This window comes from Paenibacillus sp. J22FR5 (assembly GCF_059691975.1).
In genome coordinates this window covers 103,073-127,377 of sequence record NZ_JCAUAN010000012.1, presented here as the reverse complement: position 1 = coordinate 127,377, position 24,305 = coordinate 103,073, and the positions used below count along the sequence as shown (strand labels likewise).

At 47.6% G+C, this 24,305-nt stretch carries 19 protein-coding genes and 1 pseudogene; 9 read left to right on the top strand and 11 right to left on the bottom strand.

All coding sequences use genetic code 11. The features are described 5' to 3' along the window. Positions 1-89: 89 nt before the first annotated feature. On the bottom strand, positions 90-1,517 hold the full coding sequence (locus AC58P7_RS17340) for an aminotransferase-like domain-containing protein (protein WP_497344959.1): 1,428 nt from the start codon (positions 1,515-1,517) through the stop codon (positions 90-92). Positions 1,518-1,641: 124 nt separating this feature from the next. On the opposite strand from AC58P7_RS17340, the gene AC58P7_RS17335 reads away from it, so the two are divergent. Continuing rightward, positions 1,642-2,565 carry a DMT family transporter gene (locus tag AC58P7_RS17335; protein WP_497344957.1) on the top strand — a complete coding sequence of 308 codons (924 nt, stop codon included), beginning with the start codon at positions 1,642-1,644 and terminating at the stop codon, positions 2,563-2,565. A gap of 156 nt (positions 2,566-2,721) precedes the next feature. Here AC58P7_RS17335 and AC58P7_RS17330 read toward each other — a convergent pair whose 3' ends face one another. After that, on the bottom strand, positions 2,722-4,293 hold the full coding sequence (locus tag AC58P7_RS17330) for an ABC-F family ATP-binding cassette domain-containing protein (protein ID WP_497344955.1): 1,572 nt from the start codon (positions 4,291-4,293) through the stop codon (positions 2,722-2,724). A gap of 204 nt (positions 4,294-4,497) precedes the next feature. Between AC58P7_RS17330 and AC58P7_RS17325 the strand changes: the two genes are divergently transcribed. Genes AC58P7_RS17325 through AC58P7_RS17315 form a run of 3 tightly spaced genes read left to right on the top strand, consistent with a single transcriptional unit; the run spans position 4,498 to position 6,168 of the window. After that, positions 4,498-4,944, top strand: a complete 447-nt coding sequence (locus AC58P7_RS17325) for a hypothetical protein (protein ID WP_497344954.1) — start codon at positions 4,498-4,500, stop codon at positions 4,942-4,944. 1 nt (position 4,945) lies between these two features. Further along, entirely contained in the window at positions 4,946-5,167 is a 222-nt protein-coding gene (locus AC58P7_RS17320) for a helix-turn-helix transcriptional regulator (protein ID WP_497344952.1), read from the top strand. A 32-nt stretch (positions 5,168-5,199) separates the two neighbouring features. Then, positions 5,200-6,168, top strand: a complete 969-nt coding sequence (locus tag AC58P7_RS17315; protein WP_497344950.1) for an NAD(P)-dependent alcohol dehydrogenase — start codon at positions 5,200-5,202, stop codon at positions 6,166-6,168. 4 nt (positions 6,169-6,172) lie between these two features. Here AC58P7_RS17315 and AC58P7_RS17310 read toward each other — a convergent pair whose 3' ends face one another. Further along, positions 6,173-7,063, bottom strand: coding sequence for a LysR family transcriptional regulator (locus tag AC58P7_RS17310; protein WP_497344948.1), 891 nt, complete (start codon positions 7,061-7,063; stop codon positions 6,173-6,175). A 292-nt stretch (positions 7,064-7,355) separates the two neighbouring features. Here AC58P7_RS17310 and AC58P7_RS17305 point away from each other — a divergent pair, with 292 nt between their 5' ends. The 4 genes and pseudogenes from AC58P7_RS17305 to AC58P7_RS17290 form a co-directional block, all read left to right on the top strand. Continuing rightward, entirely contained in the window at positions 7,356-9,536 is a 2,181-nt protein-coding gene (locus AC58P7_RS17305; RefSeq protein ID WP_497345019.1) for a YhgE/Pip family protein, read from the top strand. Positions 9,537-9,753: 217 nt separating this feature from the next. Continuing rightward, complete coding sequence (locus AC58P7_RS17300; protein WP_497344946.1) at positions 9,754-16,194, top strand: carboxypeptidase regulatory-like domain-containing protein; 6,441 nt, start codon at positions 9,754-9,756, stop codon at positions 16,192-16,194. Between the two features lie 134 nt (positions 16,195-16,328). Next, positions 16,329-16,847: a suppressor of fused domain protein gene (locus tag AC58P7_RS17295; RefSeq protein ID WP_497344944.1), complete on the top strand. Its 519-nt coding sequence runs from the start codon at positions 16,329-16,331 to the stop codon at positions 16,845-16,847. A gap of 61 nt (positions 16,848-16,908) precedes the next feature. Further along, positions 16,909-17,046 (top strand): annotated as a pseudogene (locus AC58P7_RS17290) (suppressor of fused domain protein); the annotation flags it as partial. On the opposite strand, the gene AC58P7_RS17285 reads toward AC58P7_RS17290, so the two are convergent. The 5 genes from AC58P7_RS17285 to AC58P7_RS17265 form a co-directional block, all read right to left on the bottom strand. Further along, positions 17,043-17,306: a helix-turn-helix domain-containing protein gene (locus tag AC58P7_RS17285; RefSeq protein WP_497344943.1), complete on the bottom strand. Its 264-nt coding sequence runs from the start codon at positions 17,304-17,306 to the stop codon at positions 17,043-17,045. The pseudogene AC58P7_RS17290 and the gene AC58P7_RS17285 overlap by 4 nt on opposite strands. Positions 17,307-17,449: 143 nt before the next feature. Beyond that, complete coding sequence (locus tag AC58P7_RS17280) at positions 17,450-18,727, bottom strand: MFS transporter (RefSeq protein ID WP_497344942.1); 1,278 nt, start codon at positions 18,725-18,727, stop codon at positions 17,450-17,452. Next, the gene (locus AC58P7_RS17275) at positions 18,706-19,377 is read right to left on the bottom strand and encodes an ArsR/SmtB family transcription factor (RefSeq protein WP_497344940.1); all 672 of its coding nucleotides are present in this window, start codon (positions 19,375-19,377) and stop codon (positions 18,706-18,708) included. The genes AC58P7_RS17280 and AC58P7_RS17275 overlap by 22 nt, the downstream gene beginning before the upstream one ends. Positions 19,378-19,661: 284 nt before the next feature. Then, the gene (locus AC58P7_RS17270; protein WP_497344938.1) at positions 19,662-20,498 is read right to left on the bottom strand and encodes a sulfurtransferase; all 837 of its coding nucleotides are present in this window, start codon (positions 20,496-20,498) and stop codon (positions 19,662-19,664) included. Positions 20,499-20,526: 28 nt separating this feature from the next. After that, positions 20,527-21,000 (bottom strand): GNAT family N-acetyltransferase, encoded by a 474-nt coding sequence (locus AC58P7_RS17265; protein WP_497344936.1) that lies wholly within the window; start codon positions 20,998-21,000, stop codon positions 20,527-20,529. 149 nt (positions 21,001-21,149) lie between these two features. Between AC58P7_RS17265 and AC58P7_RS17260 the strand changes: the two genes are divergently transcribed. Continuing rightward, positions 21,150-21,734, top strand: coding sequence for a GNAT family N-acetyltransferase (locus tag AC58P7_RS17260; protein ID WP_497344934.1), 585 nt, complete (start codon positions 21,150-21,152; stop codon positions 21,732-21,734). A gap of 14 nt (positions 21,735-21,748) precedes the next feature. Here AC58P7_RS17260 and AC58P7_RS17255 read toward each other — a convergent pair whose 3' ends face one another. The 3 genes from AC58P7_RS17255 to AC58P7_RS17245 are packed head-to-tail and all read right to left on the bottom strand — an operon-like array spanning position 21,749 to position 24,288. Continuing rightward, the gene (locus AC58P7_RS17255; RefSeq protein WP_497344932.1) at positions 21,749-22,087 is read right to left on the bottom strand and encodes a 4a-hydroxytetrahydrobiopterin dehydratase; all 339 of its coding nucleotides are present in this window, start codon (positions 22,085-22,087) and stop codon (positions 21,749-21,751) included. 56 nt (positions 22,088-22,143) lie between these two features. After that, the gene (gene recQ, locus AC58P7_RS17250; RefSeq protein WP_497344930.1) at positions 22,144-23,955 is read right to left on the bottom strand and encodes a DNA helicase RecQ; all 1,812 of its coding nucleotides are present in this window, start codon (positions 23,953-23,955) and stop codon (positions 22,144-22,146) included. 39 nt (positions 23,956-23,994) lie between these two features. Next, positions 23,995-24,288: a hypothetical protein gene (locus AC58P7_RS17245; RefSeq protein ID WP_497344928.1), complete on the bottom strand. Its 294-nt coding sequence runs from the start codon at positions 24,286-24,288 to the stop codon at positions 23,995-23,997. Positions 24,289-24,305 lie beyond the last annotated feature (17 nt).

Below are 24,305 nucleotides of genomic sequence, written 5' to 3'. Positions count from 1 at the left end.
GCCGCTTCTGGCCGCAAATGATCTCGCGCTCATCAGGGCATAGCGGCTTACATTCGACAGTATCCTAGTGCGTTTATAGACTTGGAAACTTAGGTGACCGATTGGGCGATCTGCACGAGTCGCTTAACGCCCTCTCGCAATTGTCCTTCATTAATGAAGGAATAGCTTATTCGGATGAACGCATCCATTTCTAGCATGGGATCGCAAATAACCCCGGGTACGAAGGAAATCGAGTGCCGAAGGCTTTCGGCCTGCAAGGCTTTTACAGAAAGATGCGTTGGGAGCTTCAACCACAGGTTCAGACCGCCTTGTGGCTGAGCCCATTCCCATCCGCTCTCCGCTAATTCATCTTCCACGATATCTCTTCGAATTTGGAGGGCGATGCGCAGCTTCTCTAGATGCTGTTGCATGCGTTCCGACTTGAAGTAGTGTAGGAAAATCTTTTGATTCAGGAGTGGCGTTCCGTTATCCGCTAGCGATTTGGCAATGAGCAAGGGCTCGATCACCGATCGCCTGCCAATCACGGCACAAATACGTAAGCCAGGTGCTATGTATTTACTGAAGGAGCGGAGATATACGACCCACCCTTCTGTATCATAGGAAAACAGTGGCTGTGGAGGTGGCTGGTCGAAATACATTTCGCGAAACGCATCATCTTCGATCAACAGACATTGATATCGCTCTGCCAGCTCGACAAGCTGCTTGCGTTGAGCTGGCGGCACGGTGTAACCAGTCGGATTATGAAACGTTGGATTCATATAGAAGAAGCGTGGTTTGACTTTTGCCATAAACATCTCAACCTGCTCCAAGTCGTATCCGCCCGGATGAATATCAACGGCATAAATTCGTGCCCCCTGATTCCGAAAAATATCGATAGCGACGCTATACGTCGGTCTCTCCACTAGAATGGCATCCATCGGCCTAATAAACACCCGCGATAACAAATCAATCGCTTGCTGAGCGCCCGTTGTTACGACCACTTCACTCACCATTAACGGGACACGGAGCGATTTCTCCATATACCTGCATAGAAAAGTCCGTAGTTCCTCATCCCCTTGCACGGTAGAGTAAGTGCCCATGACCTTCGGATACATATCGAAAGCCTGCTTCACATGCTCCGACATAAAAAGATTAGGCAGCAAATTCGGATCAATCAGCGCTTGTGAAAATTGATACAGGGCTGGGAGCTGCTGAATCTGGGATAAGTCATTTTTCAAGTGGCCTGGTGCAGGGCTGGGATGGCTTTCTACGAATCCCAAGGGCTCCAGCCCCGGCGTATGTGGACTTATATAGTACCCCGATTTGTCCTTCACATAGGCTTTGCCGTTCTGTTTCAGTAATTGGCAGGCACGAAAAGCAGTGAGCCGATGAACCTGCAATTCTTCAGCTAGAGACCGAATAGAGGGAAGCTTGTCATGCGCCTTCCATTCGCCGCGCTCAATCCGACTTAGCAGGTGATCGTACACTTTCCTAAACAGAAATCCGCCATTCTTTTGCGTTGAACTCCCCTTGCTCATACTTCGCTCTCCCCTCTCATCCTTTCTCTGCATTATACCCTATTACGCTTCCAATCTGTTCTGTTCGGCACAATCTGTTCTACTCATCTTCTTATATGATTACCTAACAAGAGGGGGAGCAATTATGATTCTTTTTAACTACTTACTCGTATGTATCATTTTCGGCACGACTTTTTTGGCGATCAAAGTAGGGATGGATGCATCCACACCGCCTTTCTTCTCAGCAGGCTTGCGCTTTTTCGTAGCTGGCTTGATCTTATTGGTCTGGACCGTCTGGCGAGGAAAAGCACGGTTTACGCTGCTTTTACGCAAAGAAATGCTGCTTAACGGGATGCTGCTTACTTTCGGTACGTTCTCGACGTTATACTGGGCCGAACAATATATCGACTCTGGCATCGCCGCCGTGCTATCAGCTACTGGACCGCTTATGATTCTCATTCTTCAGACCACAGTGATGAGGCATAAGACGACGCTCCGTTCACTCTGGGGCTGCATGATCGGATTCGGCGGAGTTATTTTGCTCCTGCTTCCAAATGTCAGTATCTCCACTAACAAATTTGCAATCATCGGTTGCCTAGGTATACTGATTGGCGAGATCTGCTATGCATCAGGCGCGCTTTATTCTAAAAACGTCATTCAGCGATTCGCGGGCACGTCACCTATCGGATTAAATGCTGCCCAAATGATGTTTGGCGGCTTACTGCTGCTGATTTTGTCGGCATTCACCGAGCATATCCACGTCCAAAACCTGTTGAAACCGAACGCTATCGGTTCGCTTCTCTATCTCATCATCATCGGCTCGATGGTCGGGCACAGCCTCTTCTATTGGCTTGTCGCAAAGACCAATCCGGTCTTTCCCTCGACCTGGCTCTATGTATCGCCCCCCATCGCCCTTGCGGTTGGCGTGATCTTCTATCGCGAGACTTTCACATGGGTCATGGGTCTTGGCGTCCTTACGATTATCACAGGAACTGTTCTCGTGAACTGGAACAACTTGAGGAAGGTAGAGGAGAGCGCCAAGACCTCTGTTTTGAAAGAACACGGGTAAGGCTAACTAGTAGCGTCTTATAAAACAAAAAAGAGCAGTAACAGGTCGATTACTCGAAACTGTTATTGCCTTTTTCCATGTCACATATGAAATCCTAGACCTTATTCCGCTTCGATGACAACAGGCCTAACCCTCTTCTGTCCACTTCGCCTGCTCCTATAAATTCTGCTCACTTACCCCTGTCGTCGGATCAAATGTCAGCATTTTCGTGCCGATTTTATCAATAAAGAACCGATCATGGCTTACCGTTATGACGGCGCCAGGGAAATGAATCAATGCCTGTTCCATGACTTGAATGCTCATTAAGTCCAAATGATTCGTCGGCTCATCCAAGATGATGACCGCCGCGCCGGAGAGTAGACATTTCGCTAGCGCGACCCTTGCCTTCTGCCCGCCAGACAGGTTCCCGATGAACTTGCTCAGATCCATCTCCGAGAATTGCAGCATGGCTAGGAATTTGTTCACCTTTTTCCGTGGGGCGTCCAGTCCCAAACCGTATGTATTCACCGTGTGACTAACGGTATCCTTTGGATTAAGCTCCTCCCACATCCGGTTAAAGTACGCGTAGCTGACACCTTTTTCCCAGATAACCTCGCCGGACTCCGGCTTCTCTTGACCCGTAAGTACCTTAATGAGCGTGGATTTCCCGCTTCCGTTCGGACCCACGATGACTAGGCGGTCTTCTTTTTGAATATCGAAGCTTACGTTCTGGAAAATAGTCCGACCTTCGTAAGTCTGGCCAATTTGCTTCACTTCACACAGCTCATCCGGAAAACGCAGGCGCTCATAAATATCCGTGATCAGCACGTTTACCGGGTGCGGTTCAATCCGTTTTTTGTTATCCGCTAGCTGACGCGAGAGACGGTCCTTGGACGATTTCTTGCTGGTGCGGCTGTCGATGGCTTCCGACTCCATGAGGAGCAGCTCTTCTTCCCACTCAAATTGGCGGTCGAGCTCCTTTTTGCGCATTTTCTTTTTGCGGATATAGTCGGTGTAATTCCCCTCGTATTCCTGAAAACGATAGTTCTCGATCTCGATTACTTGCGTGACCACTTTGTCGATGAATTCTCGGTCATGGGAGATCAGAATCATCGCGCCTTTGAACCGATAAAGCCACTGCTCCAACCAAGCGATACCTTCGATATCCAAGTAATTGGTTGGCTCGTCCAGCAGGACAACATCAGGCAGCTCTATGAGCATTTTGGCAAGCGCGGCACGGTTTCTCCAACCGCCGGACAATTCATCAATAGGCTGATGCCGCGACCGTTCATTGAAGCCTAACTTCGTAAGCACCGTGTTAATCTCAACGGATACGTTCCACCCGTCCAAATGCTCCATTTGCTCAAATAGCTCAGCCTGCCTCGTCAGCAGCATGTCCATTTCACCATCATCGGTGACCAGACCCAACTTTTCTCCAACTTCCTGCAGTTCTCGTTCGATAAGAGCAACTTGCTCAAAACACATTTCCAGCTCTTGCTGAACAGACAAGCTTCCGGTCATTTCCGAAAATTGCGAGAAGTATCCTATTTTAATCTGGGGATCAACCTCTACTTTGCCTGACGTAGGCTCTTCCTTACCCATAATTAGCTTAAAAACCGTCGATTTCCCGGCACCGTTCCGTCCAATTAGGCCGATTCGCTCACCTTGACTCACCTTAAAATAAATATCGCGAAAAATCATAGCGTCTTCATATTTCTTCGTGACGTTCTCCAAACGAATTACGCTCATGGCTATCCCCTTTTACCTGCTTCAGTCTACCGCGATTATAACACTTCATGGCCTTACTAATCTCTTTTTGAACTTTCACTTATCTTCGTTAAAAATATTTCGCATTTGGTGTATTGTGAAGTTGACTTCATGTATACTATACGTTACATTATGTATATAATATTTTACCAAAGGTAAAAATGAACATACAGGAGGCATGGAACGATGTCCTATCAAGAGAAAAAGCATATCGTCTCGTTCATAAGCACTTTGCTGATTTTCGGTTTTTATTGTTTGTATGTATTTCAAAAGGTTCAGGATACGAGCATGGACACGACAGAAACCTTCCACTTTTGGGCGGCTGCCATTTTAATTTTAATCCCAGTGTCCATTGTAGCCAAAATCATCATCGCCATTATCTTCAATATCATCTACCGCATAACGACCAAGGAAGTGGAACCCTCCTTCTCCGATGAACTCGACAAGTTAATTGATTTGAAAGCCACAAGAAATTCCCACTATGTGTTTACGCTTGGCTTTCTTCTAGCAATGGGATCCCTGGTCATGGATATGTCACCTTCTACCATGTTCATCATTCTTATATTCTCAGGATTTCTATCTGAGATGGCTGGTGTATTCACACAGCTCTACCATTATCGGAAAGGAGTTTAAGATGGGCAAAAGTCTGATTAGCAATCACATACGGAAATTACGTTTTAACCAGGATGAAATGACCCAACAGCAGTTAGCAGATAAAGTCGCGGTGACAAGGCAGACCATCGTAGCCCTCGAACAGGGCAAATACTCCCCTTCTTTGGAATTAGCTTTTCGCATTTCTCGCGTCTTCAAGTTACCGTTGGAAGAAGTATTTTTCATCGAGGATGAACAGGTGTGACAACGTCCAACTACTATCCAGGAGGGATTCTAATGAGAGCGATTGTATGTACAAAGTACGGAACACCCGAGGTTCTTCAGCTCAATGAGGTAGCAAAGCCGACCCCCAAGGACAATGAAGTGCGGATTAAACTACATGCAGCCATCGTAACGCCTTCGGACTGCGCCTTTCGCAAGGCTGACCCCTTTATCATCCGATTGATGTATGGTCTAAGCAAACCGAAACATATGATATTAGGCGTGGAGTTAGCCGGTGAAGTTGATGCAGTGGGCAAAGATGTGAAGTCATTCAAGACAGGCGACCACGTTTTTGGCATTAGCCCTACAACATTCGGGACCTACGCAGAGTACATGTGTCTGCCGGAAGATAAAACGGTTAGCCTGAAACCGGCCAATGCGACCTATGACGAGGCTGCAGGTCTCTGTGATGGCGGCTTAACCGCGTTGACATTTCTTAGAGATACAGCACATATCCAACGTGGACAAAAGGTATTGATCAATGGCGCTTCCGGATCTGTAGGGGCTTACGCTGTACAACTGGCTAAGTACTTCGGGGCAGAAGTTACGGGGGTGTGCAGTTCCACGAACGTAGAGCTAGTGAAATCACTGGGAGCCGACCAGATCATTGACTATACGAAGGCGGATTTCACCAAAAACAGTCAGACCTATGACGTGATTTTCGACGCGATAGGCAAGCGTTCATTCTCACAATGCAGGGGCTCGCTTTCCCCAAGAGGTGTCTATCTCTCCACGGTTCCAACACTGGGTATTATGCTTCACATGCTTTGGACTTCAAAGTTCGGCAGCAAAAAAGCCAAATTTACGGCATCGGGCTTGCAGCAGAAGAAAGAAAATCTTGTGTTTCTCGCAGAGCTTTTTGAGACGGGAAAAATAAGACCAGTGATCGATCGATGCTATCCGTTGGAACAGCTGGCCGAGGCTCACAGGTATGTGGATACAGGGCGGAAAAAGGGGAATGTGGTTATTACTTTTGGGGGATAACCTTTCACTCCAAATTCGCAAACAAATGCTGCGTATACTCCTTAATGATCGTAGACACCTCCACATCCTTCTTCGTTATCCGCCACAAATAATTGGGGTACTTCTTGTATTTCCCGATCGGTATCGTGACAACCTCGCTCTTGAAATTCTCTGGCATTGTAGTCACAATGTAATCCGTTGCGATCGTAATGGCATTGCCGCGGCTCACCATTTGCATGATGGCTTGGGTGTTATTGGTCGTTAACGCAATTCGGTTCCCTGTATCTCCGGAAATCAACTCCGCTGCAATCTTCTCAATATAAGCGTCTTTATATATAACGAGAACTTCATTATGTAATTCAGAACCTGTTATGGCCGTTAAAAATCGCAATGGTGAGTGCTTATTCACAACGATGACAGCCTCCCCGCGAATTACAGGCTCCCATGTGAAAGATTCGTCCTGACTCTCGCGCGACAAGGATACGAAACCCATATCCGCTTCCCCTTTCATAACCTGATTCATGACCGCTGTATTATCTCCCTCCAGCAGTTGAACATTAATATGAGGATAGATCCCCATAAAAGTAATGGTCGTATTGGTAACTAATGAAACCATCCCTGGTATCGTCGCGATCACGATATTTCCTGCATTGATGGGATTCGACTTCGAGAGCTCATTTTTCATATTTCGGACGTTGGTTAGAATGGTACGTGCATATTTCATGGCTTTAAACCCATCCTGTGTAAGAGCAATCCCTTTTTTGGAACGGGTAAACAGCGTAGATTCTAATTCATTCTCTAGCTGGCTTACGGATTGACTGACGGCGGGAACGGTAATCCCATGTTTTTTGGCGGTTTCTGTAAACGAACCAGACTCAGCTGAATCAATGAAATACTGAAGCTGTATGATGTTCAATGGCACTCATCCTTAATTTTTTGTTTATTATGATAAATTAAACTTAAATTTATTTTATCATTTGTAAGTGGTATTATACAGTAATCAATCTAACTGAGTCCCTCCCAGATGGAACAACAGCATCTTTCGCATAATTACTTAGAAAAAGGGAACATCATTAACGACTATTGTCAAACACAATAAACGACTACGCCGTCTTCATAAGACGAGTGCGTTTATCAAGAAATATAGTCGACTAATTATGTGAAACATATTTATTCTATATTGTAAAGGAGCATCGCCATTGAAAAACATGACACAAGTATTTGCTGGTGAATTCCGCCGCTTTATTAAGAATCCCATGCTGATCATCACCTTTATCGCTGTCGCGTTAGTCCCTATTTTATATAGCGGATTCTTAATTAAAGGGACTTGGGATCCCTACGGCCAACTTGAGAAATTGCCCATCGCCGTCGTCAATCTGGATCAGGGCGCGAATTTTGAAGGGGAAGCACGGAATATAGGAAATGAGTTTATGGATGAACTGCGCAAAAATGAAAGCTTTTCCTGGGGCTTTATGAGTGCTGAGGAAGCCGCGCAGGGGATGAGAAATAACCGTTATTATGCCACAATTACGGTCCCTCCCTCATTTTCGGCAGATGCGGCATCGATTACTAGCGCCACTCCGAAGCAGGCGGACATCATTTTCGAATCCAACAGCTATTACAACTTTGTTGCTGGTCAAATTGGGGAAAGCGCAACGAAGGAATTGAAAAACAAGTTGTCCAAAACGCTGACGGAAGCCTATTCCACAAGCATTCTCTCTGAATTCGAAACCATTTCAAATGGGCTCAGCGAAGCTGGTAAAGGAGCCTCCGATCTTAATGCTGGCGCACAATCCTTAAGTGATGGGATTCATAAAGTCACATCCAACTTGGTCATCCTTGCGGACGGCACCAAACAATTGGACGATAATGCTGGTTTGCTGCAAAAAGGTGCCTCCCAATTAAGCTCAGGCGCATTGGAAGTTAGCAAAGGCGCCGCCGCACTATCGAGCGGAGTGAACCAATTACAAGACGCGGGCGCACAGCTTGAACAAGGCGCTCAGAAAACATTAGCCGGCACGTCTTCCTTAGTGACAGGGCTGCAAGCATCTCAAACAGGTGCGGATCAATTAGCCTCTGGCCTTGCTTCCTCTTCCACGGGCAGCAAGCAATTAGTAGATGGCCTTACATCGGCCGTAAGCGTTAGTGAGAAATTGGAAGACGGCTCCTCACAAGTCGCCTCGGGTCTTGAGGCATTGGTCGCAGCGCATCCTGATCTAGCTTCCGATGCGACAGTCACCAAACTCCTTGCAGCTAGTAAAGAGGTCGCAGAGGGAAACAAAAAGTTAACTACGGCTCAGAAGCAGCTTCTCACTGGCAGTAAGACACTCGATTCAGGAACGCAAAAGCTAACCGCAGGTGCTGAGAAACTAAGTGACGGACAGAAGCAATTAACTGCGGGAGCCACACAATTACAAACGGGTGGGCAGCAGCTGTACGATGGCTTACGCGCGTTTAATTCGAAATTGCCTCAGCTAACTGCTGGCGGCACCAAGCTACAGAGCGGCGCGGCGCAAGTCAGCACCGGGGCTGGAGATCTGGCCAGCGGCATGACTCAAATGGCTGCGGGCATTAGTAAAGTAGCCAGCGGAGCCGCGCAGCTTAATGAGGGTGCGACTGCGCTTGATGCAGGCGCACCGAAATTGGTAGACGGCAGCGCACAGCTGGCTTCCAAATTAAACGATGCCGCGAAGCAAACAGCTGCCGTCAAGGCAGACGACAAAACCATTAAAATGTTAGCAGAGCCAGTAAAGATTACAGCCAATGACGACCGTAAGGTTGCGATTTATGCCAATGGGATTGCCCCCTATTTCATTTCCATGGCTTTATTTGCAGGCTCACTAGTGTTCACAACCATCTATGCGGCCAGAAGTACAACGATTCCAGGCGCAACAGGGCTGCGATTACTCGTTAGCAAGCTTTTAACCTTTGGTCTGATGAGTACTTTCCAAGCTTTGATCGCAACGACAGTTCTCACCTATATCTTAGACTTGAAAGTACAGAGCATTCCTTTGTTCTACGTCTTTACCTTCGTCGTCGGCTTAACCTTCATGCTGATCATCCAAATGCTGGTCACATGGCTGGATCAACCAGGGCGATTCGTCGTTCTCGTGCTGATGATCCTCCAGTTAGCTTCAAGCGCCGGGACTTATCCATTAGAATTGCTGCCAAATTGGGCACAAGCACTTCATCCTTGGCTACCGATGACCTATGCGATTCAAGGGTTCAGGTATGTCATTTCCAGCGGTCAATACGCTGAAATGTGGCATCAGGTTGGCTACTTGAGTATCTACCTGGCTGCTTCCTTGATTCTAATAAGTGTCTACTTTCTATCTCGTACAAAGAAGGATAACAGTGACGATGAACAGTTGATGCCAGTTACCGTGTGATCATATAGAAAAGGGCTAGGCGCTACCTTTATAGGTGGTGTCTAGCCCTTTTTGGTCATTAAAGGTGCACACAAGCCCCTCGGGCAATTTTCATTTATAAAATTTAACAAAAATCGCCAAAAACCAACAAAAAACTCCCGACATATGATACGATTTATCTATCTAAAGAACTATACAAAATTAGTGGAATAGCTTTAAGTAGGAGAGAGATGTGCATATGCGAAAGTTAAAGGTTTTTATAAGTATTTGTTTACTGTCTACAACTTTGCCGACATCGGTGTTCGCCAGCTATACGCTCGATCAAGATCATAATGGAGTTGATATTCAGGATGTGGTGAAAGCCATTTCCAATAGCCAAGCCGCCAGCGCTATTACGGGCCAAAGCACATTCGGTAAAGCCGATATTCAAAACCTATTAGGCCAAATTCAGCCCTTCAACCAGCAGGCTTTCCAAGGAACCATTACAGGCTTCGTCAAAGATGAGACGGGGGCAGCGGTTATTGGTGCTGATATTACGCTTGATCTTGATGGAACTACGATGGTCACGCAGACGAATGCTTCCGGTCATTTTGAATTCATAGATGTCCCTATTACCTATCAAACGAGAGTTCATGTCACCAAGGAAAACTACACCCCGGCTTCTTCTGAAGTCTTTAATATTTTGTCTGGGGATACGCGCAACTTGGGTAATTTGATTTTGAGAAAAATCCCTGCCTACGGTTCCGTTTCTGGCTATGTGTATGGCCCCGACCATCAGACACTGGAGTCGGCGCTTGTTACTGTCAATAACCCAATCACCCCTTTGACTGTGCTTACAGATCCAAACGGCTACTTCATCTTGAGCAATGTGCCAACTGGTGATCAAAGCCTCACCGTAACAAAGGACACCTACGCGGGGATTACACAACCCTTTATCATAACGAAGGACGGCCTTACAACGATACCAACCCTTCTTCTTGAAAAAGCAGCCAGTCCACAACTGACGGGAAGCATTCGGGGTGTAGTTACGTCCGCCAATAATCAGCTACTAGGTGAAGCTTTCGTCAGCGTTACGGGAACTACCTATTCAACCACAACGGATATTAACGGTTTATTTACTCTAACTAACCTACCAAGGGGAATAGCCGAACTGGTCATTATGAGGCAAGGTTACCAGCCTCTGCATATCTCGGGTGTAACCGTTTCAGAAAATGTGTATGATACAGGTATAATCAGGCTATCTCCTATTGTCATTGTCCCTGGCAGTATTTCAGGCAATGTTGTTTCTACTACTGGAAGCAGGTTAGAATCCGTACAAGTCCATGTCGAAGGAACAAACACAACGGTATTTACGGATGAAACCGGCAAATTTACGATCAGCGACCTACCAGTAGGCAGCTATACGCTTCAATTTTCAGCGACCGACTATGTAGGCCAAGACATCTCCGTGACAGTCTCACAAACTGAGAATCAGCCGGTCTCGGTAAGCCTTACTCCTGCTAAAGGCATTGTAAAAGGAACGGTAATTGATGAGGATGGCCATTTCGTTGTTGATGCAAATGTTTCGCTTGATCTCGTTTCAGCGACCACCAATGAGAGTGGGAAGTTTACATTCAACGATGTTACAGCGCGCAGCGGTGCAGCACTCGTTGTCACGAAAGCTACCTATGAGACGGTGGCCGTGCCTGCCTTTGATTTAGCTACGGGCCAAATGAAGGATCTTGGCAATGTGACCATAAAGAAAGCCAAAGGCTCTATTTCAGGAAAGGTAACTTCTGTGTATGGCGGTGATTTGGCAGCGATACACATCACTATCCTAGAAACCAATGCCATGTTTGAAACCGATGCAGATGGCGATTTTACGATCAACAACTTGCCGGTCGGCGACTATACACTACAGTTTTCTTCGGATGACTACGTCGGTGATGTCAGAACGGTGACGGTATCACGAAATGAGAATACGTCAGTCCCAATAAGCCTTACTCCTGTTAAAGGCATTGTAAAAGGAACGGTAATTGATGACGAAGGCCATTTAGTTAGCGGTGCGAATGTTTCTCTCGACGGCGTTTCAACGACCACCAATGAGAGTGGGAAGTTTACATTCAACGATGTTACAGCGCGCAGCGGTGCAGCACTCGTCGTCACGAAAGCTACCTATGAGACGGTGGCCGTGCCTGCCTTTGATTTAGCTACGGGCCAAATGAAGGATCTTGGCAATGTGACCATAAAGAAAGCCAAAGGCTCTATTTCAGGAAAGGTAACTTCTGTGTATGGCGGTGATTTGGCAGCGATACACATCACTATCCTAGAAACCAATGCCATGTTTGAAACCGATGCAGATGGCGATTTTACGATCAACAACTTGCCGGTCGGCGACTATACACTACAGTTTTCTTCGGATGACTACGTCGGTGATGTCAGAACGGTGACGGTCTCACAAAATGAGGTTAGTTCAGTTCCAGTAAGTCTCACTCCTGTTAAAGGCATTGTAAAAGGAACGGTAATTGATGAGGATGGCCATTTCGTTGCTGGTGCGAGTGTTTCGCTTGACGGCATTTCAGCGACCACCAATGAGAGTGGGAGGTTTACATTTAACGATGTTACGGCGCGCAGCAGTGCAGCACTCGTCGTCACGAAAGCTACCTATGAGACAGTATCTCTAGATCCTTTTAACCTGGCTACAGGTGAAATCAAGGATTTTGGCAATGTGGTGATGCAGAAAATTATTGCTAGTATTTCGGGAACCGTTGCTTCGAGTAACGGAGGCAATCTAGCCTTCGCAGCCATCCATATCAAAGGAACAAACAAAACGGTATATACGGATGAAACGGGCAACTTTACGATCAGCGACCTACCAGTAGGCAGCTATACGCTTCAATTTTCAGCTAATAATTTTTGGGGGCAAGACAGATCCGTGACGGTTAATCAATATGAGAATCCGCCGGTCACTGTAAGTCTCAACCCTGTCACTGGTACCGTTGAAGGCATCGCAATGTCCACAACAGGGGATCTTATAACGGGTACTGAGGTTAGAATACCAGGGACTACTTACAAAACCTATATCGATACTTACGGTAAATTTACATTTACTAACCTGCCTGTGGGATATACGGTATCAGCTATCGCTATCGCAGACTATCAACCGAAACTGCCGGTAACAGCTTTTACGGTTACACCTAATGTGAACAATATCGGTACACTGGAGTTTCTACCCGTCGGAACAATAACAGGTGTTGTTAGAGCTAGCGGTGATAATAATACGGTGCTATCTAATGTGGACGTGACTCTGCAGGCAGATGTCGGCAGCTATGTGCAAACAGTCACATCGGATGCAGACGGTACTTTCAACTTTACCAATATCCCTGCAAATGCAACTTATACCCTTACAGTTGATAAATCAGGATATTTACTGTATCCGATGCCGCCATTTACTGTCAATATGGGGCAAAATTATAAGTATCTTTACCTACAACAAGGTGTAGCTGTAACTAGTGAAAGCGAACTATTAGCGGCACACGCTGATACTAGCATTCCTTATATTTTGCTGCTCAATGATATACATCTAACCCAACCGTTCGTATTCAACCGAGATGTACAGCTCTCAGGGATGTATGGTTCCAATTCCAACACCAAACTATCTGCTCCTGGTTTTTCAATTTCATTCAATCCATTTCCACATGTGGGATGGGGTGCACTAGATATATATTCCGATGTTGGCAATGACGAAACGAAGCTTCAAGCAGCACTTCACAGCTTCGTAGGTACAATTAAGGTGATTGGCCTTGGCGGATATACAGGATTTATTAATCGAGTATCTCAAGAAAACTACTTTCTCTCTGATGGCATAGACAATCTTACTGCGTTTGTAAACAACGCTGAAGGTTTAGGAAATGCTCTAGCTAATGGAAACGTTACAACGATTTATGTGGCTGAGAATATCTATTCCTACGGTAATTTAGATTTTCCAAGCCGATCGATTTACTTTACTAGCCAAACAGAGAAAGTAATTCAAAAAGACAGCTATTCCAATGCTAACCAAGTACATCTAACGAACGTCAGATTATTGCCAGAGCACGATACGATACAGCCAATACTAACCTCAGTCTCAACAGGAGTCGTTGAACTTGATCTGAAAGATATAACAGTCACATTGAACGAGGCGGCTACGCTTTACTTGGTGCCAGAAGGGACAGCGCGCGGGTTAGGGGAAATTACCTCTCGTGCCGTCACAAGTACATTTGCTTCGATGGGCGGGCAAGCTTCATTAAAGTTGTCGTCTGTACCTCATGGAGACTATGTGCTGTATGCCGTTGATACCGCTGGTAACATCTCTGAACCGTCTGCCACAATCAACGTGCATAAATCATTGTCGAAGGCCTTGTCAGATATCCGCTTAGCGATAACAAACATGACTTTGATTCCCAAATATGATTTGATCCGTGCAGGGCTTCAAGATTTGGACGAACATCAGCTCGACTTGTATCGATTTGCTCTTACCAGGGATAAGGACGCACTGCTCTCAGCCTCTTCTGATCAGGATTTTGTGGCAAGAATGCAAGGATGGGTGGATAGCGCAAATGCTGCACCGATCATTCAACGTGCGTTAATGTCAGGTTTTTATGGCACTTACATTTGGTCAGTGCTCAACAATGGCGCTGAGGGCATCCTTAGTGCTTATGATCTAAATGGCATTTCCTCCACCTCACAGCTTGCTGTGGCAGAGCATCTAATGGAGCTTGAATTCCAGCGCGGTAATTATAAGCTTTTAACTAGGACGGCGATTCAAGAGGCAATAAATGATACAATTCCGTCGCCGTTATCCAATTGGATAGGCACGCCTGTTCAACAAGGACCTGGAACGAGAAGTGTAGCTCTCAGCATAGATGTTAAAAACGCTAAAGGCGATTCGTTGAAAGGCTACACGGTTGACGATTTTACAGTTAAGGTTAACGGCGATGAAAAATCCCTTAGTGATATGAGTGTTTTCCCTTCGTTCTCTTACAATGATGAGACTAACTCTTATCAAATCGTGTTTATAGGCAGCGAGAGTTCGACAACTTATACACTTTCGAATCTTTCACTTCGAGGGGTGGTCATCCAAGCGGATGAGTTGTTAGTAACGACGCCCGTTCCGGGGGTTCCTGTTACATCCATTGGGTTAAGTCTTTATACAAACTCTAATCGCATTTCTACTAATAGATCCAATGCAGTCCGACTAATTATTTCACCATATATTGCGACGAATAAGGATATTGTCTGGAGCGTCGAGCCAAGTCAGATTGCAACAGTTACACAACAGGGATACCTCACTGTTTCTGGCATTGGACATATTATACTAAGGGCAACGAACCCGCTGTCAGGTATAAGTCAAACACTGGAGCTGGAAGCAGTAGATAGTGAGTCTGCTCTTAGGAACGTACAGGCTTATGCAACAAGCGAAGGAACCACAGCATTGACCTTGGAAGATCTAAAAAACACGTGTGTGGGCAGCATAGTTGATAGTGCTTTTGATAATTACAAAAGAGCAATAATGGCAAAAGGCGAGGAATTCATAGGCTTACAGAGCTATGAAGTTTACAATTTGCTGCAAAATATTATTAGCAACTACACCTTCAATGCACCTCTCAACCAAGCGCTCTACGATTATATCGATGGCAATCATATAGCTTGGGATGCATTGAATAGAGAATCTCTGGCTACTTACGGTGTTTATCAAACGGATGATACCAATGTCCAGTATGTAAAACAAGTTATATTAGAAACGTTTCTAGAAAATGGAGGACCACTAGGAAGCACACAATTGAGTAGTTTGGCTTCCAAGGTTCCAAGCTTCTCCGTTAGAGGTTATAATCCAACTGTTTATGCCACTCAAATGATGAGCCAACATCTGAATGCTGAAGGCTCAAATGTTGTCGTGACATTCAAGGTTGCTAATGTATACGGCGAAGGTAATACGGACCTTGCTGCGCAGGATGTGAAAGCAACGGTTGGTGAAATGTCGAGAGGGTTAGACGACCCAGACCTGTTCACAAATTTCATGAATCTGGGTAACGGCGTGTATAGTTTCGAAGTAAGGCAAGCGGCGCTGGAGAGTCCGCTTCTGATCAATGCATTAAAAATTCGAGTCGGATACACGGATATCCCAATCGCTACTAATGTTTCAGTGAATAGACAAGCCGCGCGGATCGAATACTTGGTTGCCAATCACACCCCATACTTGCAGAATGAGCAATTATTTGCGCAATTGTATTCTGCTGGTAATCTGCTAAGCATGGCTGAAATTAATTTTGAAGATCTAACGAATAATTTGGAACTGGCCTACGTTGCACATGGCAATGTACTATCAGAAGGAACAATTCGGCGTATTATTAACGGTATGAGTGTTGTAGAAACTTCTAATCTAACAACTTCTACAGACTATGACACTTACCACCTTCTATTTCATCAAGACGTATCAGGAAGCTTGTACTATTCTGTTTCCGCTCGTAACCAAAGCGGTTACCTAGGCAGGAATGGCACTTATAGTTCCGGCAGAACCTATGACTTCTCATTCAGTCATACATCCACTTTACCTGTCGTTATTACATACATTGCCGACACAACGGAGAAGTTGCGATACACCAGTGATGATTCAGCCGTGCTTGATTTTGAAATTATTTTTACGGATTCTTCTGAATAAAAACCAATTAATAGTGCCCACTCTCCTTTTGCGGAGAGTGGGCACTTTCTTTTGCATTAACAACTAAATATTCCCAACTCCTACAGAATCCTATATAGTTATATTAATTCTAACTATATTCCCAGAGGTGCCCTATGAACACGAAAGAACAATCTCCAGGCGGTAGCCCTATTTATCGTCATCAAGCAACCGATCGACCTTTCACAGCCGCCCACGGGGATGAAGCTTCGCTCGAACTCATTTCTCAGCATGTGGAGAAGTACATTGGGCCGATTCAATCCGTATTTCATGAAATCGTCTCCGACCTGGTCCATATCGACATTCTTTATGTAGCACCCACAAAAGAACGTAATTTCATTACTTTGGTTACCTCCGGAATGAGCAACTTGCCTATGACCGTCCCTGGAGGAGCAGAAGCCTTCCGCTATGCCGAACTCATGATCTGTCTCCCCGCAGATTGGAAGCTATCCAACGAAAGCATTCAAAATGAAGAAAATTACTGGCCTATCCGCGCCCTAAAAACGTTAGCCCGTCTCCCTCATGAATACAACACGTGGCTGTATGCGGCTCACACCATTCCCAACAAGAATCCTGCCGAACCGTATGCAGGTAATACGAAGCTAATGGGCATGATGTTAACGATTCCCCGTTAACGAGTTCTTCACACTAGCCGTCTCGCCGGAAAGGGAAGTTTATTTTTTCAGCTTAACACCACTCTACAGTGAAGAAATGGATTACAAACTCAAGCACGGCGCCGAGGCGTTATTCGAAAAGCTCGACAAAGCAGGCGTTACTGAGCTTCTTGATCCTCGACGTAAAAATACTTGCAAAAAACTGTTCGGGTTGTTCTAAGTAGGGACAGACCCTACCACAATCAACTCATACAAGTCGCTCACCCTACAACCGATAGTATCCGCAATGGAAATGGCTACTTTTAAGGGCATGATTCTCTTATTTTCCATATAGTCGACTAATCGTTCCGGCCTATAATGCAGTGCACGGCTTAGTTCTTCTCTAGCTATTCCGTATTCATCTAGTCGTTCCTGTAGCATGCAGCGTCCAAGTTCAAATTTCATTTGCTCTAATCCCCTTGTCCAAAGAATGTTACCCACAGCCTAGCCAAGGTTAGCGGCTTTTATTCGCAGTGAAAAACCCACCAAAAGCTTACACGGATGTGCCAAGCCAGAGGCGGGTTTTGTTATTGCTGCTTGGTGAAGGAATTTGCCGAATAGGTTGAAACATTCGATATTAAATCTTATCGACCGATCCCTCGACGCGACCAAATCATAACCGGGATCAGCAATAGGGATAGGAATCCTCCCGCCAGAGAGAGGAAGGCAAAGCTGGAATGGGCGACGACCATGCCCGACAAAGCTCCCCCCGATGCTCCAGCCAATGATACCAATACATCCACGGTTCCTTGTGTCTTAGCACGCGTGGCTGGGGATGTCGCATCGATGATCTGCGCAGTACCGCTGATCAGACCGAAATTCCAGCCGAGTCCGAGCAGCGCCAGAGCGACGATGAGCCATACCATCGAATCGGCCGGTGCCCATGCAGCAAGCAGTCCCGCCAACAGCAGCGTTACCCCTGCTGCGATGGACATAAACGTACGCCCGACCTTGTCTACGAGAATTCCCGTTACCAAGGAAGGCAGAAACATTGCTGCGACATGAATGCCGATCACCATGCCGACCGCGCTCAACCCATGTCCGTGATGTTTCATATGAATCGGCGTCATCGTCATGATCGCGACCATCACGACCTGCGTCAAGACCATCACGGTTGTCCCAATGATGATTCCTCGGTTACGGACAGCCGGTGCCAAAGGATTCGCAGGAACCATCCCTTTAGATGGATTCGCTTCTTGCGCTTCGGCGATGGCTTTAGCGACGAGATAAGGATCTGGACGGAGCATTACCCACAACACCAAGCCCGCCATAATAAAAGCCGCAGCCGCGAGCATAAAAGGGCCCGCCAGCGCAGGAGCGCCGACAGATGTCGCGAATCGCCCCATGACACCCACCAGGTTCGGCCCTGCAACTGCACCAAACGTCGTGAATACCATGGCCAAGCTGATAGCCCTCGCCCGCTGCTTAGGCTGAGCTAAGTCCGTTCCTGCATAACGTGCTTGGAGGTTGGTCGAGGTGCCAGCGCCATAAATCAGCATCGAAGCGAACAAAAGCGGAAGGTTATCCGCGATGGCTGCGAATACAACTCCGATCGCCCCGAGGCCTCCAGCCAGAAAGCCCGTGGTTAATCCTACCCGACGACCGAACCGCCCCGATAGTCGTCCGACAAACAGCGCAGACGAAGCTGCACCCAGCGTCAACAATGCTGCAGGAACCCCAGCTAAGCTATCCGTTCCGAGCATATCTTGAGCAAGCAGCGCTCCGACCGTCACGCCTGCTGCGAGCCCTGCTCCGCCAAATAGTTGAGCGATGATAACAATCATCAACGATTTGCGATAGAGCTGCTGCTGTCTTTCCGGAGAATGAATGTATTCGCTAATCAATTCGCTGCCTTCAGCCATTCATACTCGCCCCCCTCCAACTTGTATGCCGTAATCCCCTCCCGCTGCAGCTTGGCAACGGTCTGCGTCGAAGTGATGCAGTAGGGCCCTCTGCAATAGACTACCACTTCGACGGGTCTAGGCAGATGGTTAAGATAAGGTTCCAACTCCTCCACCGGAACGGAGATGGCCCCCGCGAGATGACCGGCCTCATATTCATCTCGTGGTCTAACATCGAGCAGGATGATCACTCCCGCATCCATTCTCACCCTTGCTTCCTCCAAAGATATCGTCCGTACATCCTCATATCCCTGCATATATTCCTGCCTAATCCTCGCCACATCTGCAAGTTGACTCTCGCTAACGCGCCACAACGCAAACAAAAACGCCGCAATTGAAGGGTCAGCCAACGAATAGATGACATACGTACCTTTCTTGCTGAACTTCACAAGTCTGGCATCGAGCAAAACCTGCAAATGGCGGGATATGTTAGCCACGCTCATCTCGGTCGCTTGAGCCAGCTTCTCTACCGACTTGGGTCCCTGAGCAAGCATGCTCAAGATTTCAAGCCGTTTGTCGCTGGATAGACACTTTCCCACCCGAGCTAACTGTTGAAACAGTTCATTCTTATAATCTTTGGCAGAAGTCGTTGCGACGGGTTCAGCTCCCATGATTGCCCTCTCCTTCATATTCAATTAATTAATTGAATACTAGAATAGATGCAAACTGTTCGTCAAGAACAATTATCGCCGTCATCTGGCATTGACTCCGATATCGCATTATTAGCAAGTGTTCTCTCCTCTCAAACGCAACAAAGACCGCCCTTCATCTCGGCAGCCTTGTTGTTATCTAAGTGGTATTACGCACTCACTATTGCAAAAAAAGGGCTGAACAGTCTACCTCTCGGTAATCTGTCCTAGCCCCCAAACACGCCTCCAACGCGGGTTCTCAGTCCTTACTCTTCACCCGTCGCAATCGGGTTATCTTCCCAACTGATCCAGTCGCTCCAGCTTCCGCTGTAGAGCTTCACGTTGTCGAAGCCCGCTTCGCTGAGGCCCAATACGTTCGGGCAAGCCGTCACGCCGGAGCCGCAATAGACGATGATTTCATCGGCATCGCGCAGCGCGGCAAAGTGCTGCTCCTGCTCCGCAGCTGACAACCAAGCGCCGTTCTCACCGAGAACGCCTTTCCAGAAGAAGCTGCGCGCACCCGGGATGTGGCCGGCCACCGCATCGATCGGCTCTTCCAAGCCGAGGTAGCGGCGCTCCTCGCGAGAATCCACCAGCACGGTGCCGGGGCGACCGAGCTTGTCCTTTACCTCGTCCATGCTAGCCAGCATGGAACGGTACACCTTCGGTGAGAAGGTGCGCGGGAATACCGCAGGCACTTCATCCGTTACCGGGTACCCTGCGGATTTCCACACGGTGTATCCTTGATCCAATACATAAACCTCGGAGTGGCCGAGGAATTTCAGCATCCACCACAGGCGCGATGCCATAGCTCCGCCTTGATCGTCGTAAGCAACGACGGTCTTCGTGCCGTCGATACCGAGGTTCCCAACGAGGATCGAGAACGCACCTAGATCCGGGAGTGGATGTCGACCCCCGTGCGCCATTTTGGCACCCGATAAGTCCTTCTCCAAGTCGACATACACCGCTCCCGCGATGTGATCCTGCTCATACTGCTCGCGGCCTGATTCAGGCTTTCCAAGCGCAAACCGACAATCAGCGATGACGATATTCGCATCCCCCAGCTGTCCAAGCAACCAGGTTTGACTTACGATATTTTCCACGGTTCCTGCCACCTTCCCCTACCTACAGTTAATCTCCCATCCCACTTGTGGGATTAACGGAGTACGATTGCCAATGACTTCGATCTCCACCCATTTTATCGTAAAATGCTTGCGCGCGTAAGTTATCTGGAGCCGTTGTCCAGGTTAAATTTGCATAACCATGTCTTGCTGAGTACCCTTTGCAAGCCGCGAACAGCTTCGCCGCCGCGCCCTGTCCACGTTCAGCCTCGACGACGAATAAATCGTTCATAACGGCAATCTTGGAGGCACGCAGCGTGCTGAAGGTAAAATATAAGGTCGCAAAGCCAACTAATGCCCCCTCCTCGGTCTCAGCCACAAATTGAATGCCAATTTTCTGTTCGAGCAGTTCATGAATCAAAGCGTTCAGCTTCTCATCCTCAGGTTGTCGGTACTGATAGAAATCCACAATATAAGCGAGCATTAGGGTTTTGAGCTGGGGGATATCGGACATTACGGCTTCACGAATGGTCACTTGTGTCATCACGGGTGCCCTCCTTAGTATAATTTATATGAATTTGTCATTATCGAGAATTTACGCCGTATCTAGTAGAAAACAGGTGGAATTAGGGGGATTGTTATTTTAAAATAGAACAATGGCCAAATACTGCCTATAGAAAGGTTGCCCAAAAAATGCCTCAACCTATTACCTTAACTTTACCTTGGCGTGTGGTTCCGCTAACCGAAACGTCTTGTCAGGAACTCTGCACATGGAGCTATCCCGCTCCTTACGATATTTACAATTGGTCCCCTTGGACCACCATGCTTCAGAACCAATCCGAATTCGCTGATCCACAAATAAGAGAAGCGCAATATCGCGGCGTTGTCGATGAATTTGGCACGTTACATGGGTTCGTTCAGTTCTTTCCAATTGTGGGTGTCACCCGCTTAGGCTTAGGGCTGCGCCCTGATCTTTGTGGCAAAGGTGGAGCTAGCAGCAGCGAGGGTCGGGATAAAAGCGGAAGCATCAGCATAGGCACAAATGTAGGCAGCGGGCTTGGCACGAGCTTTGTTCAGCTGCTCGTAGCTGAAGCTCAGAGAAAAGCACCCGAGCAGGAGATCGATCTGGAGGTGCTCGTTTGGAACGAGCGAGCGATTCGCGCTTATCAGCATGCTGGATTCACGATCACAGATACTTACGAGAAGTGGACACCGACCGGACCGGCCGATTTCCACTGTATGGTCTATACAGGTCCGAGCATTGTCTTAGCGCGCTAAGCATTCCGCTGCGCTTACTCCGCTGTGACCTCCGCATACGCCTGATCAAACTTGGCTGCGGTCGAGAAATCAAGCTCGGTCAAGCCTCCGGCACTCCAAGAGGTCAGGCGCAATGTCACCATTTTATAATCAATTGCGATCATGGGATGGTGGTTCACCGCCTCTGAGATTCGAGCGACCTCGTTCACGAAGGTGATTCCCTTCAGAAAAGTCTTAAACCGATACTTACGTACGATCCATTTGCTCTCTTCCGCCTCTAGACTCCACGTCCCCAGCTCAGCAAGCCGGTCATCCACTTCCGCTTTCCCTAGCTTCACCCTCACCAACACCTCCGCTCCCTCACTTGTAATCATTCGCAACCGCGCCTGTATGAGAGGCGCATTCTGTATCAGCGATTGGGCTACTATCCTTATTCGTAATCATACGCAACCGCACCCAAATCGCTCTCTCCCGCATACGTGCGAAGAAGCTCCAGGAACGGCTTTCCATAGTTGCGGTATTTCACCTCACCGACCCCTTTGATGCGCAGCATCGCGGCTTCCGTGGTCGGGCAGCTCTCACTCATCTCTCGCAGCGTACTGTCGGCGAAAATAATATACGGCGGCACCTTCTCGCGCGCAGCCATTTCACGACGCAGCAAGCGAAGCTGCTCGAACAGGGTATTGTCCATCGCCGCGACAGCGCGAACAGGCCGTTTGCGTACCTTTTGATTCACGGGCAGCCTGCCCTGAAGCACTTCGGCAGCAGGCTGCATCAACCGAACAACCGGGTACTGCCCCTCAGACAGCTGCAAAAACCCTTCCGAAATAAGCACATTGATCAATTCGGCGATCTCTTTCTCAGGCAGATTGCTCATGATGCCGTGTGTCGGCAGACGATCGAAGCGATAGTCCATGATCTTCTTCGCCTTGGAGCCCTTGAGCACCGAGGCGACCATCGAGATCCCGAAGCGCTCGTTCATGCGGCGAATGCAGGAGAAAATCTTTTGCGCCTCGACGGTAATGTCGACGGTGTCGCGATCATCCTTGCAGGAACTGCAGTTCCCGCAGGTATCTTTAATATTTTGCTCATCAAAATAATGTAAAATGGCATTCCGCAAACAGCGCGGCGAATAGCAATAGTCGATCATCGTTTGGAGCTTTTTGTACTCATTGGCTTTGCGTTCCGGGGATAGCTGATTCTGCTCAATCAGGAACTTCTGCGTCATGATATCCTGCGCACTGAACAGCAGAATGCACTCGCTCGGCTCGCCATCACGCCCCGCACGACCTGCTTCCTGGTAATAGGCTTCCATATTTTTCGGCATGTTGTAGTGAATCACGTACCGCACGTTGGACTTATCGATGCCCATCCCGAAAGCGTTCGTCGCGATCATAACGCGAATATCATCGTAGAGAAACGCCTCCTGCATGTAGGAGCGCTCATCATCCGAAAGTCCGGCATGATACTTGCCGGCGGCGTAGCCTTTTTTACGCAACGTCTCATACAAATCTTCCACATCCTTACGCGTCGCAGCGTAAATAATGCCAGGCTGATGAGTATGTTCCTTCACATAATTCTGTATGTAATCCCGCTTATTCTCCCCGCGAAGAATGGTTAGCTCCAAATTGTCGCGTGAGAAGCCATTGATGAAAATACCTGCGGTATCCAGCTCCAGCAATCGGGCAATGTCTGCTGTCACTTCAGCCGTAGCGGTTGCCGTGAACGCAGCCACAATGGGGCGATTCGGCAGTTGACGAATGAACGGCGCAATCGAAACGTAGCTCGGTCGGAAATCATGACCCCATTGCGAGACACAGTGTGCCTCATCAATCGCAACCAGAGGCAGGTTCAACGCCGCCATGCGTGCGCGAAACCGTTCCGACTCCAGACGCTCCGGCGCTATGTAAAGCAATTTATATTTACCCTGCATAGCCCCCTGCATGCGCTGTTCCACTTCTCTGGCTTCAAGCGTACTATTAATGAACGTGGCAGGAACACCGAGCGCTCCAAGCGCATCCACCTGATCCTTCATCAAAGAGATGAGAGGGGAAATGACTAATGTCACGCCCTCCATCAGCAGTGCCGGCACCTGGTAACAGATCGATTTTCCGCCGCCCGTTGGCATAATGCCTAACGTATCTTTACCTTCGAGAAGGTTCGTAATGATATTCTTCTGGCCTTCACGAAATTCCGGATACCCATAAACCTGTTGTAGAACCTTTCTTGCTCCATCCAACATAGCTTCTTTACACCTTTCTATATCTCACTTCTGACTGTTTTAGACCAAATATATGACCGAAACCAGCTTTTCGCCATCATGTACCTTGAGCACGTGATTACCTGCATCATGTCTAACTGAGCCCGCTCCAACCTGCATCACCGGTGCACTGCCTAATCCGTAGAATATATCGTCAGCCAGCGTACGCAGGCATTCTTCCTGTTCACTTTCATCCAGCTCCTGCCAGTCTTCTGCATTCATCTCCAGCAGCTCGTAGAATCCATTCACCATTTCGATCCCACGTACAAAATCAGTAACAATGTCCTTATATTCACGACCAAATTTAATACCCACTCGCGCAGTCTCCCTTC